The sequence below is a fragment of the Paenibacillus sp. FSL R5-0475 genome (assembly GCF_038004585.1).
In the GTDB taxonomy this organism is placed as follows: domain Bacteria; phylum Bacillota; class Bacilli; order Paenibacillales; family Paenibacillaceae; genus Paenibacillus_AQ.
In genome coordinates, this window is record NZ_JBBORK010000001.1 from 5,034,605 (window position 1) to 5,047,932 (window position 13,328).

Annotated in this window: 9 protein-coding genes; all 9 read right to left on the reverse strand. The window is 42.9% G+C overall.

Annotated elements, in window-relative coordinates; genetic code table 11:
* Positions 1 to 646: 646 nt before the first annotated feature.
* The gene (locus tag MKX41_RS22600) at positions 647 to 988 is read right to left on the reverse strand and encodes a hypothetical protein (protein ID WP_042131350.1); all 342 of its coding nucleotides are present in this window, start codon (positions 986 to 988) and stop codon (positions 647 to 649) included.
* Between the two features lie 260 nt (positions 989 to 1,248).
* Positions 1,249 to 5,151: an S-layer homology domain-containing protein gene (locus MKX41_RS22605; protein ID WP_340973220.1), complete on the reverse strand. Its 3,903-nt coding sequence runs from the start codon at positions 5,149 to 5,151 to the stop codon at positions 1,249 to 1,251.
* Positions 5,152 to 5,348: 197 nt separating this feature from the next.
* The gene (locus MKX41_RS22610) at positions 5,349 to 6,476 is read right to left on the reverse strand and encodes a glycosyltransferase family 4 protein (protein WP_060625958.1); all 1,128 of its coding nucleotides are present in this window, start codon (positions 6,474 to 6,476) and stop codon (positions 5,349 to 5,351) included.
* Between the two features lie 116 nt (positions 6,477 to 6,592).
* Positions 6,593 to 7,348, reverse strand: a complete 756-nt coding sequence (locus MKX41_RS22615; RefSeq protein ID WP_042192439.1) for a WecB/TagA/CpsF family glycosyltransferase — start codon at positions 7,346 to 7,348, stop codon at positions 6,593 to 6,595.
* A gap of 6 nt (positions 7,349 to 7,354) precedes the next feature.
* Positions 7,355 to 8,491 (reverse strand): polysaccharide pyruvyl transferase CsaB, encoded by a 1,137-nt coding sequence (csaB, locus tag MKX41_RS22620; protein ID WP_340973225.1) that lies wholly within the window; start codon positions 8,489 to 8,491, stop codon positions 7,355 to 7,357.
* On the reverse strand, positions 8,467 to 10,503 hold the full coding sequence (locus tag MKX41_RS22625; protein WP_340973226.1) for a DUF5693 family protein: 2,037 nt from the start codon (positions 10,501 to 10,503) through the stop codon (positions 8,467 to 8,469). Before MKX41_RS22625 ends, csaB begins: the two co-directional genes overlap by 25 nt.
* Before the next feature lie 134 nt (positions 10,504 to 10,637).
* Complete coding sequence (locus MKX41_RS22630) at positions 10,638 to 12,359, reverse strand: phospho-sugar mutase (RefSeq protein ID WP_340973228.1); 1,722 nt, start codon at positions 12,357 to 12,359, stop codon at positions 10,638 to 10,640.
* Positions 12,360 to 12,406: 47 nt separating this feature from the next.
* Positions 12,407 to 12,829, reverse strand: coding sequence for a 3-hydroxyacyl-ACP dehydratase FabZ (fabZ, locus tag MKX41_RS22635; RefSeq protein ID WP_042192447.1), 423 nt, complete (start codon positions 12,827 to 12,829; stop codon positions 12,407 to 12,409).
* Between the two features lie 257 nt (positions 12,830 to 13,086).
* Positions 13,087 to 13,323, reverse strand: coding sequence for a DNA-directed RNA polymerase subunit beta (locus tag MKX41_RS22640; RefSeq protein WP_042192450.1), 237 nt, complete (start codon positions 13,321 to 13,323; stop codon positions 13,087 to 13,089).
* Positions 13,324 to 13,328: the final 5 nt, after the last annotated feature.

Genomic DNA, 13,328 nt, shown 5'->3' on the forward strand with positions numbered 1-13,328 from the left:
CTAGATTCCTAATTATACCTAAGTATTATACAATGTGCCTCAAGTCACGTAAAGCTAATTTTTCCATTTTGTTAAATTCGCTTTACCACCGGTTAATTTCAACTGCCTGTGTAAATGACTCTACACCTTAAACGCAGAAGATTTGGAAAAGTTGCGGTTTCTCAAAAAAATCTTTTCTTTTTTTGTTTCCCGGTACAATCCCAATAGAAGATACATATGTATGTTCTACTAACTATTGTTAATCATGGGTTGCCACGGAAAATAGTATACCATAGTCGTTTTCTAAACGTCATTATGCAATATTTACTAAGTATCATTAACACTAGTGCCATTTATTTAAACATTCCTACAAAATTTGAGTATAAAGGGGCGGGAAGACCTGATTTCTCACATTCACCGTAGGCTGTTTATATGGCGGCTCCCCCTTCTGAGCTTGGCTCTTAAAGCTATAACCTAGAAACCTTCACTTATAGGTTTGATCAAACATGTTCTTCCTTGGTTTGCCTCCTGGTTCATTGCTTTGATGATTCGTAAGCTAATGGCTACTATTTACCTTCACCATTCGATGCTTCCCATACAGATAACATCCATGCTGAACGCAACAAAAAAGCGCCGTTGCCGGCGCTTACTTCTATTACAGCAGGGTCTAACGAATCTTCATAGATAACTGGATCAATTCCTGACGCTTTTCAGGACTTGAGTTTACATTGTCATACATTGCATCAATAGCTGCGCGATTCTCGCGGTAGCTCTTCTCATGTTTAATTGTAGTATGAGACCATTCGATCAAAGCGTTCTCAGCAACGACAAGCTCATTGTAAGAATCATGGAATCCTGTAGCCTGAACAAGCTCCTCCATAACCTCCTGCGTAATCTCCTGTAGTGCCCGCTTAGCCGCAATTTCCTTTTCTAACACTTTTGCTCTATTCTCAAACATATTCTTGGCTTTCATGTAATCCAACTGTGCTTTTGCTAAAATCGGTTTCATGGTTGGCTTTCACCTTTCAGAAAATAATATTTTCTACGTTATTGTATCGTAAATCGGCGCAGATTACAAAGATGTCTAAATGGTAATTTAAGCTGTATACATCCACGTGCTCTTCAAAACTTTGCATTTTTCTTTTTTCATTATACCCAAATGGTAATCAGATATAAAGTATACCGAATATATAGTGGCTGATAAATGAACAAACAGAGGGCGACTAAACAGCCCTCTGTAATAAAATCATACAATATGAAGCTTTCCCTCTAGCTCAGGTTTTTAGGGAATATAGTAGTACTCTTTTTCAATAGTTCAACAGCAATTTTCCCAGCTTCAGCTCTGGTCATGTTGGACTTAGGATTAAAGTTATATGAAGGCTTCTTCTGTCCTGGAGTGTTCACTTCAGTTCCATTCATGATTTTGGCTTTCGATACTGCTTGAACAGCAGACAATGCATAGGATTCTATCTTACCGGAATCCATGAATGACTTGGCGACATTGTCTTTTAATTTCTGATCATTCACTGCCAGCTTCAATTTAAGTGCTCTGGCGATCATTACAGCTGCTTGTTCCCTGGTAATCGGCTGATCTGGTCCGAATACACCATCAGAGAGTCCAGTAACGATACCTGCTCTTGCCGCTGTCTCAATATGGGCATAGTCCCAGGTTATTGAGCTTGCTCCGGGTACAAGATCCGCATATGTCTTCTTATCATCATAATTAAGCGGAAGGTTCAATCCTTTAACAAGAAGTGTTGCGAACTCTCCTCTTGTCGTCTGATCATCTGTTCCGAATTGCTCAAACCGAAGATTATTCATAATTCCTTTAGAGTACAAAGCATTCAAAATATTTCTGGCCCAAGCATGATTCGTAACATCGTTGTATCCTCGGCTCATCTTCATAACGGTATAGTATCCAAATTCATCAAACGGAACGGTGATTGTGTGTTTATTGGTATCTACAGTACCTCCAATATTTTCCCATTCCCGTTTATCATTATATTTGAATACAGTAACTTGGGTACCTGCCTCCACTACTACATTAGAGTCAAACGAAAGGGTCAGTGTACCGCGTTTGGATGGTGTAATTCTGCGTTCAGCGGGAATCTGCGGATCACCAAACAAACCATCTACAGAATATGGAGCTAATCCGTTTGTAGCAGGAATGTATCCTGCAGTTGAGACTGTGCCCAACTCTCCTAATCCACCACTAATCCAGTACATTTCCGAAATGCGTCCAAAGTTATTAGTCTCATAATCGGAGCTAAAACGAAGAGTAAACTCATCAGGAATCTTCCATGTAGGAATACCACTGTCCTCAAACGTCTCAGGGAAACCAATAACATTTCCATAATCATTACGGCGTTCTACTACACCTGTCTTCGGCTCTGCAATCCCAAAACGCAACTTCGTGTCAGGATAATATTTCGTGAGGTTCCGTCTATCTGTACTTTGCATTACCGTTCCTTTAGGGAAATTTAATTCTAATGCCTTGTTAAACACGCTGTATTTATCCGCTACCTTAGGTGCCATGTACTGTGAATCGACACCTACAGTCCCCGTATAGAATACGGAAATGGTATCTGTCGTGGTTGCTCCTCCGCGAACAATTGAAATCTTAATAGGATTGGCTTTATCTTGTTTTAAGCCCACATAATCTAATACAAATCTATTAGCCCCCAAGTCAGTACGTCTAACCGCGCGTTCCTTATCTACGATAACATCTGTAGCTCCTTCAGCCTCAATATCGAAGTGAATGAAGTTTTTGTTCACAACATATTGAGTACCTACAGAAGGCTGAGGTGAAAGAAGGCGATACGCACTTACTTCTCTAACAATCTCTAGCTTCCGACTGGTCTTAGCTCCTGTGCTGTTAATCAGCTCAAGTGTGTATATATACGTTCCTGGTGCATCATTAGTGAGATCTTGTATTCGCATAATAAAGTCCTTTTGATTTCCTGCAAAGCTATAAGTGTATGCGGTACCTGGAGGAAAAGTAGGAGTCTCAGGCGTTTGTGAATTTGTAGGAATATCAATAGAAACAATATTTTTAGTACCCAAATTCAAATTAAGCTTAACAGCTCCGCTTCCTCGAAGAACTAAATCATACGTCTTCAAACTTGTTGTATATATATTATCTTTATAAATGAAATCTGGTGTTAAATTAAAAAGTTTGGCGAGTCCTGTATCGGTAGATGTAAAATCACGAGACGGAAAGTCCGGTCTTCCTGTACCAACAGCAGGTTGGAACTTACTAATCGTTGACACATTCTCATCAATAATATATATACGCAATTCCTTGCGCACTTCTCTTGTCTGTCCTTTGTCATCAATACCTGTTGCAGTAAAGATGATTTTGTTCTCTCCATATACCAACGGACCTGCTGTAGCGTTAACCGCTAGTGGAACTTCAAAATTACCTGTTTGTTTGTCCACCCAAGCATCGGTGCTTGATTTAACTTTTAGTCCATTAACATACATTTCAGCTACAAAAAAAGTACTTTTTAGATTTTGGAAATCAATGTACTGCCCTTTAACCGTGAGTGTTTTGTTTGCGCTTGAATCAATAGTATAAGTCTCTCCATCAGTGAGGTTAGCGACATAGATGTAGTTCTTTGATGCAAAGGAAATATTAACATCTTTATTTGCGGTAGAACCCTTAAAATTAAAGCGGACTGTCTGATTACCATTTTGAAAATCATTTATTTTGTAAATATATTCAGTATCTGAAATTGTCTTAACCAACTCAGGGGCTAGGCTTTTAGTGGATAAAGGTAAATAGCTAGCAAGTAACGTAGTATCATTAGGTAAACTATTAGTTTTGACCCGAATATAGAACTCACTGGAGTTCACCTTTGCTCCATTTAGCGATACGCCTGGTGGAATAGTAGTATCTGCGGGATTATATCCTTCTAACAGTCTCATATCAGTGATAACCGTTTTCCCCTGCATATATTGAAAATCCACGGAACGATTTATTGTTTTAGTCCCATAAGCGACCGAAAGAGCGTGAACTTGATCTACTAAAATATTGGCTGCCGTGTCTTTCACCATAGTGAGTGGAATGCTGAATGTAACTAGACGATATGAAGGCGAATCTTTCTTCGGAGAAGGGACCAAAATTTCAGACCCAGTAGTTAAAGACAATTTACCACTAGAATCAATAGTCATCCCACTTCCATAAGAAGGGGTAACAACCGCATTATCAAGCTTTACAATTGCAGATCCAGCAAATGGAATCCCGGCATTGTCCGGAACCATCATTTGAACAAATACTTTGGCGGTATCCGCTTTCTCCGTAAATATCGGCTGATCTTTGCCAAGCAGATCCTGTACATAATTAGACGAATCCCCTAAGTATAATTTAACAATGGGATTCTTCTCATCAAAATAAAATATCGTATATTGAAAGGACAGCGTATCAGAGCCGTTCATTACGACTAACTTCAGCTCATTCACACCTGGTTTAAGTTGCATCCGCTGTGAGAAGAAGGTTCCGTCCTGCAATAGAGAGGTAGCTGATGCGCCCTCACCGTTAATGGAAACAGTAACCTTTGTTGCATTTTGTGCTTTACCTTCCAAAGTGATTTCTGAGTTCGCTACTACAAGCTGCGCACCTTCGTTCAGGTCAAGCTTATCTGAACCGCCTAATACTTGAAGCTTCTCAACATAAGGTACCTTATCAAAAAGAACATAAAAAGCCTCAGAACGATCGTTACTTCCCTGCGACCCGGTCAACGTAATCCGATTAATTCCCGGATACAGAGTCAAATTCGCGGTAAACCGGTTATCCGGGCTATCAACATCCAACTGAACAACACCTGGCATCACATGTGTAGGGTCTTCAACCCACTTTCCAGCTTGCTGATCCCAGCTCAATAGTTGTACATTTGCTCCCAGTGTAGAGCTGGTTACCTTTGTATAGGTTCCTGAAACCTTCAAGCTCGCATCGGTTACTTGCAATACATTAGTTCTGGAGATTTGAGTAGTTGTAGTTGTTGACGGTAATAGTGTCAGATCAACTGTATTTCGTAAAACTTTATTATCTGGTGTAAAATAACTGGTGGGCTTATCTGCCGCCTCTGCGGTGTTCATGAGTCCAGTGGGGACTAAAGTTACTACCAAAGCAAACAGTAGCGACCATATAAATGTCTTTCTCATGCGCTGCATGTCATTAATCTCTCCCTTTTGTTGACGTTAACTATTTTATCGGTACATAAGATGATAATTTGAAGGAATACTGCTTAATAATTTTATAGAAAAAACATTTTTCAGCTAATTTTAAGAACGTAAAAGCCCATCCTGTAACAGGATAGGCTTTTACGTAATGAGAACTAGTTGTTTCTATAATTATTATAAAGTGCAGCTTACAGCTTAGATCCGCGTTCCTGACTCACTTTCATGCGCATTCTTAAAAAGAAATTAATTACTGGACGCTTAGTCTTACCAATCAAACCAGTAATTTCAGCACCTATCTGCAGGAAGAATAGCATGATGCAGATGACTACGAACGTAACCCAGTTCGCTTCATATAGAGCTGCGGATGATTGAATGACAGCTAGAATACCGAAAAACGCAGCAATACCATAAATAATGAGTACAGTCTGGCGGTGGCTAAAGCCAAGCTCGCGTAGACAGTGATGCAAGTGACCTTTATCTGGTGCGAAGATTGGTTTCTTCTGCAGCTTACGGCGCACGATCGCAAAGAACGTGTCCGACAATGGTACACCGATAATAAGCAAAGGTGTAATAAACGAAACCACTGCAATCTGTTTAAATCCTAGCAAAGCAAGTAATGCCAAGCAAAAGCCTAAGAACAGCGAACCCGTATCACCCATGAAAATCTTAGCAGGATGGAAGTTAAAGAACAGGAATCCGATGATGCTACCCAGAAGCAACAGACACAGCATTGCCACCATGGTGTTTCCCATCACGAAAGCCATTGCCGCAATCGTAGCAATTGCAATTCCTGATACACCAGCCGCAAGCCCGTCCAGCCCGTCGATCAGATTAACGGCATTGGTGACACCGACAATCCAGAAAATCGTTAGCGGGATAGCAATCCAGCTCTCCAGTGAGGAATACGTATTGTTAAATGGAATATTCACAAAATCTACAGTAATACCAAAGCCGAAAACAACGATACAGGCTGCGATAATTTGGCCCAGTAGCTTCACTTTTGCTGATAATTCGAATCGGTCATCGAGTGCCCCGATAAGTACAATCAGTCCGCCACCACACAGCAGCGCTTTGATGAAGTTGACCTCCCGCGGAGTGAACTCGTATGGAATAATCGGCAATACGGCAAGCAGGCCTAACACAAACGCTAGAAAAATAGCTAATCCGCCAAGGCGGGGCATAATTTTCGTGTGCACTTTACGAGCATTCGGCACATCTGTTGCACCAATCTTAATGGCGAATTTCTTCACCAAAGGTGTGAGGCCAAGTGCGAGTCCCATGCATACGATAAATCCAGCGATGTATATGATTAACATTTGATCAGTCGACCCCCATTTCTCTACCGCATTGAATTATACGCTGTTACAAAAACAAATTCCAATCCTTTATTTAGGCTATTTATCTCATTTTCTAGGTGAATATCGGCATTTTGCTAGACTTTTGTTACTTTATCTTTCTCACGCACCACTTTTAATGCGAATTTCGGCAGTGCAAGCATTCGTTTGTACCGTGTAGGTTCTTTTAGGAGACGGTACAACCATTCAATTCTCATTTTTTGGAAGGCTATTGGCGCTCTTTTGCTCTTCCCAGAGATCACGTCAAAGCTGCCGCCGACCCCCATCATGATCGGAACGCCCAGTTTGGACTTATATTTAGCAATCCAAGGTTCCTGACTATCTGCACCTCTGGCAACAAATAATAAGTCAGGATTAGCTTTAACAATTCCAGCAACAATTTCTTCATCTGCATCCGGGCCAAAATAACCGTCGTGATATCCTGCAATGATAACACCCGGATATTGCAATTGTAACCTTTCAGCGGTTTCCCGAATCACTTCAGGCGTAGAACCTAGGAGATATACCTTCCAACTATATCTTTCACCCTGCCGCATCAATTCATGTAACAGATCATAACCTGCTACCCGTTCTGATACCGGCTCATTACAATAATTAGCAGCCCATACAACGCCTGTCCCATCGGGGACAACCAATTCAGCCGATTTCATAATATCCATATAAGCTGGATCTTCCAGTGCAGCCATAACCATAATTGGATTAGCTGTAATCACTTGATGCGGGATACGGGTATGAACAGCCTCCGTCAAATAGGCAACTGTTGCTGCCATATCAACTTTCGAGACTCTAATTCCAAAAATAGGAACTGTAGGTACCGCGCTTTCTGCTTTCACTTTAGATCATCCTTTATGGTGAAAATATTCTACGATTTGCCGAGCTGGTGCCTCTGCTTCTTGAATCAACTTGGAAATGACATCTTCCCGTGCCACTCTCCATTCCTGCCCTGTATTCAAAAGATGGACAGTCTCGGCAGCAACATGTTCAGCATCAAGTGTGTTCGTTGCTCCAACAGGGTGGCACTGAATTCTGTCCAGAAAATGATCGATCTTCGGATCATAAGAAATACCAATCAGTGGAACACGTCTTCCAGCTGCGTAGATCAAGCTATGAAGTCGCATACCAATCAGAACATCGCATTGTCCCACTTCCCGTAGCATATGCTGCGGGTGAATGGCATCCTCACAAATACTGACCTGCCCACCATGCTCGGTTATACTTCCCTTCAGCTTATCCATCAGATAACGTGAAGCCTCATTGTCCGAAGGGGTGTGAAAAGGGAGGAATCGCAAATGTAACGGAACCTCACGGTTGGCCTTAATCAAGCCTTGTGCAAGAGCCTCCAGTTCTCTGCGGTCTTGCTCCCAAAAACGTACCGATATCCCAATCAACGGAAGTGAATCAGATAATTCTGAAGATTGTGTAGTAGCATCCGTGTCCTCTGGCAAAGACAAGCCCATAACCGGGTCGGGAACAACCTCTATCTTTTTCTGTTCCAGTCCCATAGATAGGAGAAGCTCGCGGGATTGTTCATCCCGCACAGATATATAAGTACATTTACGAAACACGGATTTGATTAAAGGGTGAAAAAGCTTGCGATTCACTGGCCCGATACCTTGAGCATAGATAAAGGTTGGTCTCCCCATCCACTGCGCAAGCTTGATAATACCTAAATAGTAAGGAATACTCTTGCTACCTGTGACATCCTGCAGCAAGCTGCCCCCACCGCTGATCAGACCAGCGCTCTCATAAATCGCTTGACGGACTTCAACAAGCTTCATCCGGTGCACGGATTTCACTCCGTATGTGGCGCTCGTCCACTCAGGATCAATGGACAGCACTATAGGCTCAATGGATATACCCAAAGCTTGAGACTGTTTCTGCAGTGCAATTAGAATAGACTGCAACACCGCCTCATCTCCACTGTTACGGAAACCATAGTAACCAGAGATAACTATCTTTTTAGGAGTGGCGACCATCGTTTCCAACACCCTTCTGCAATCTGCCATACGATTACGGCAATTATACCAATGATCAGTCCGAGTCCAAGACCGAGCAATCCACGAACCAGCGAGATCAGAACAGGTGAATGAATATGCGCAAAGGTATCCACCATGGAGAGCTGACCAATTACGGCAATGATCATGATAAATGCTGCATTCCGATATCTAAAGGCCAGGAATGCACCAAGAATTAATAACGGATGTGCGAGCAAAAACTCTTTATTACGCGGCCGGACACCAACCGTATTCTCTAGGAATGTACGGAAGGCCATTTCTAGAGGTGTTACGTTACCACCATTTCCAGTACGGCTTAAATAATACATACCTACGACCCCAAGAACCATAGCGGCAAGAACCATAGCTAATGTGATTGGTGTACGCAGCAGCTTACCTGTCTTGTTAAAGACAAACTCTCCACGATAGAGGAGTACATAAAGTGCTACAAGGCCGATAGGCGCCATATGGAGCAGACTAACACCACGGAACTGGTCCAGCACGAGACTGTAGGTTATGTTGTTGAGCAGTGCGATCACGAATGGCACAGCGCTCAAAGAAATTAATGAAGTCTTCAAATAAAGCACCAGACTATGCGTAAACCGACGTTGCGGGCTCATAGCCTTATAGGTAAGGGTATTGCTCCGTAGAGGAGGTCCCATTTCATTGACCTTACGAATGGCAAGTACAACTGCCAGAGTTGGTGCACTTATCGCAGCCGCTAGCGCCAGTGCCTGCTCAAACAGCTCTGGTTTCAAGACCAGCAGGCCTGCACTTCCCAGTAATCCTAGCACCCACGCCGGGATCGTAAGCCAAGGAATAAAGTAAGAAATCAGCAGCGCTACTAAAGAGACTGCGCCAACTACCGCAACTAACTTGAAGTAACGCTGATAAGACGAATCTACAACCTCAAAAGCCGTAGCTTGTCCTAACTTAAACCCATTGTCTTTGATCTGCTCAACGGCACCACCAGGATCACTCAGACTCGTGACAAGGTTGTCTAGCGTATCTGTAATCTGTGCCTTAGCTGTATTCCGTGAAGGAATCGTATTTAAATAAATCATGCGGATATTGCGATCCTTTGTTGCCAGCGCAAAACGATCTGAGATCACTTTTGGATCTAAGGCAGAGTCCCCTTCGCTAAGGGAGTATAACCGTGTTACGTTATAGTCCAGCAAATAAGCAAGCTTGTTAAAGCCCTTCTGCTGCTTCTTAATATTTTCAATTGCTGCAATTCCGATTCCACGTTCCTTAAGGAGATTTGCAAAGTCAGTGATACTAGCCGTATCGGCATCATCATTAAACCCTTTAACGGACTCTCCCTCGAATAGGATTCGTTTTACACCCAATTCTTCATAACGATCTAACAGCTTCTTAACTGTTGCTTTATTATAAGTCAAAGAATCCACAAGACGCGGTACAATGGTGAACCCTTTGTCATGCAGCATCTCCAGTGTAAATGGATCCGGCTGAAGTGGCTTCAGTGTAGCATCTTCTATTGGAGTCTCAATAATAAGACCTTGTTGTCCGCGGAAACTCCATTCCTTCGAAGTAATCCCAAGATTACCGAATGCCTCTTTAATGACAGGCGCCAGGGCCTGGTAGTAATCAGGATTAGTAAAAAGAACATAAGTATAGTTCTCATTCACCGGAATGATTGTATCCGTAAGATTAGCGATATCAGCCGCACCCCACATCATTAGACGACGCGCCTTCCGATAATCTTCCAGCGTGCTTTCGTAAATCGCCATACTCTGAACACCAGCATCTTTTAGACGATCTAACTGTTCGGAAATATAATCCTGCGGATTTGCACGATAGCTTGCTACTTCAACTAAATCACGGTAATCAAATACAAATTCCACTGTCTTGGAAGACTTCTCCGTCTGCAGACGGTCATAGACAACTGGCAAGGCAGCTAAAACGCCAACCACAACTATGATCCACAGCCACTTTCGGGAAGAAATATTCCAACGTTGCCATTTTTGCTGCACCAAAAGTACCTCCTCTTTCACTTCAAAACTCTTTTTACAAAAGTAGAAACGGATCGTCATCCTTTTAGAGACGGTACCCGTTTCTACGTAAAAAATATAATTTCACAATATAGAGCGCAATCTATATTCTTATTTTATTGTTCCCCGTCAACACGAGCCATAACCTGCTTGGATAGTGTAGTTACCTTATCCTTAGCATTCTGCAAGGATTCACCCACAACCGCAAAATAAACTTTAATCTTTGGTTCGGTACCGGAAGGACGCAGGCAGAACCATGAACCGTCAGCCAACAAATACTTTAGTACATTTTCCTTCGGCAGACCATTCAAACCTAGCGAATAATCCAGCACCTCTGTAACGGTAGATCCCGCAATTTCTTGTGGTGCATTCGTACGCCAATCATTCATGATACCTTGAATTTGCGCAACGCCATCCTTACCCTTCAATGTACGGGACTCCAGGCTTTCCAAGAAGTATCCGAACTGCTCATACAATTCCTGAAGAACATCATATAATGTTTTGCCTTGAGCTTTGTAATAAGCACCTGCTTCAGCGATCAACATAGCCGCAAGAACGGCGTCCTTATCACGAGCATAGTTACCTGCAAGATAACCATAGCTTTCTTCATAACCGAAAAGATATGTGTAATCTCCGGATTGTTCAAATTGAGTCATTTTTTCCCCAATATATTTGAAGCCCGTTAGCGTATTAAATACAGTTGCACCATAATGAGAGGCTACAGCTGCCCCCATCTCGCTCGTCACGATAGTCTTCACTACTGCACCATTGCTAGGCAACTTACCTTGTTCCTGTAAACGGCTCAAATAATAATGAATCATCAAAGCTCCAGATTGATTGCCCGACAAAACAACAAATTTACCTTCATTGTCACGAACCACTGCCCCCATACGGTCTGCATCGGGATCCGTGCCAATTAAGAGGTCTGCATTCAACTCTTCGCCCAGCTTCATAGCCAGTGTAAAGGCTTCGCGTTCTTCTGGGTTCGGTGATTTTACAGTGGAAAATTCGGAATCTGGTTGTTCTTGCTCAGGTACAACATGCACCTGTGTGAAACCTATTTTCTCAAGCACATGGCGGACTGGCAGGTTACCAGTACCATGTAGCGGAGTGTATACGATTTTGAAGTCTTTTCCAAGCGTAGAGGCGATCTCTTCACTTGCAAGACTAACCGCAGCGACAGTATCGGTAAACGCTTCGTCATCCTTCTCACCAAGCCAGTGCAGCAGACCTTGACGCTCCGCTTCTTCTTGGGAAATCCGCTTCACACCATCAAAAGTGTCAACCCCTAATATGTAAGAAATGACCTTTTCGGCTTCGTCAGGGACAAGCTGTCCACCTTCAGAATTATAAACCTTATACCCGTTATATTCAGGCGGATTATGACTTGCAGTAATAACAATACCGCCCGTTGCCTTCAAATGGCGCACGCTGAACGACAATTGGGGTGTTGAGCGCAGAGAAGTAAATAAATGAGCCTCAATGCCATTAGCAGCCAATACAAGAGCAGCCTCAAGTGTGAATTCAGGCGAGAAACGACGGGAGTCATGAGCGATAACAACAGAAGGTCTTTCCTCTCCAGTATGCGTCTCCAGAATATATTTAGCGAAACCTTGTGTAGCTCTACCTACCGTATAACGATTGATACGATTACTACCTGCACCAATTACACCGCGTAGACCACCTGTACCGAATTCTAGATCTCTATAAAATCGTTCCTCGAGCTCCTGTGGCTCGTTCTCCAGAGCGCGCAGCTCCGCCTTCGTAGACTCATCAACAGATGCGTTCTCCAGCCAGCGAGATAAGGTTTCTGCCGTTTTTGGGCTTAATTGAGTCATTTAGAATCTCTCCTTCTCCATGTATAATATATATTCGCTAATTAATATTAGCTGAGCGCAAACATAATTTCCCCAGAGGCAACAACTTTCCCCTCAACCGACGCAGTAGCTTGTCCTTTTCCAATACTGCCCTTAAGGCGAGTAATCTCCACTTCAAGAGTGAGCGTATCTCCCGGTACGACTTGACCACGGAAACGGAATCCATCGAGCCCGGCTAAAAAGCCAATCCGACCGCGATTCGCTTCTACCCCTAGAATAGCAACCGCACCAACTTGTGCAAGAGCTTCTGTAATCAGTACGCCCGGCATTACCGGATAACCTGGAAAATGACCTGCGAAGAAAGGTTCGTTGATCGTTACGTTTTTAATGCCAACAGCTCGTTTACCCATTTCAATCTCAGTGATCTTGTCCACCAGCAGAAATGGAGGCCGATGGGGGATGATTTCTTGAATTTGGTTGATATCCAGCATTATTAACAAAACTCCTTTCGGATGTTACTTCATTTATTCTTCGCCGAACTGCATAAATTTAGGCAGCTTCGGTAAAAACTATATATATCCTTCACCACCTGCAGAAGTGGAGGTTGAGATAAGGGGCTTTCTCCACCGGATGCGATAGCATGGCGGAGAGGGCCCTTTTTGCTGCCCGAGGCCCCCCACCATTATACATTTATCCGTATAAAAAAGAAAACTCCCTTAAGCAAGAAGGGAGTCGTTATCATCTTAAATTATGGAGCAAAAACCAAATCATAGACATGTTTCCACGTGCTCCATTGTAGAACATCGCTAAACTCTTTTTTGCCAAGGACAACGTAACCGACAACCAGTCCGCCTCCAAGTGCAGCTATGAGAAGCAAAGGAATAAGAATCCACTGGATGAGTGTCCATTTTGATAATCCTCGCCGCTTCGGCTCTTTCTTGTCTTCTGGTTTGTCTTCCGACTTCACCTTTTTCTGACGTTCCATTCCTT

Coding starts and splice junctions, on each gene's coding strand:
- MKX41_RS22600 (WP_042131350.1), bottom strand. CDS start 988: ATGAAACCGATTTTAGCAAAAGCACAGTTGGATTACATGAAAGCCAAG.
- MKX41_RS22605 (WP_340973220.1), bottom strand. CDS start 5,151: ATGCAGCGCATGAGAAAGACATTTATATGGTCGCTACTGTTTGCTTTG.
- MKX41_RS22610 (WP_060625958.1), bottom strand. CDS start 6,476: ATGTTAATCATATACATCGCTGGATTTATCGTATGCATGGGACTCGCA.
- csaB (WP_340973225.1), bottom strand. CDS start 8,491: ATGGTCGCCACTCCTAAAAAGATAGTTATCTCTGGTTACTATGGTTTC.
- MKX41_RS22630 (WP_340973228.1), bottom strand. CDS start 12,359: ATGACTCAATTAAGCCCAAAAACGGCAGAAACCTTATCTCGCTGGCTG.
- fabZ (WP_042192447.1), bottom strand. CDS start 12,829: ATGCTGGATATCAACCAAATTCAAGAAATCATCCCCCATCGGCCTCCA.
- MKX41_RS22640 (WP_042192450.1), bottom strand. CDS start 13,323: ATGGAACGTCAGAAAAAGGTGAAGTCGGAAGACAAACCAGAAGACAAG.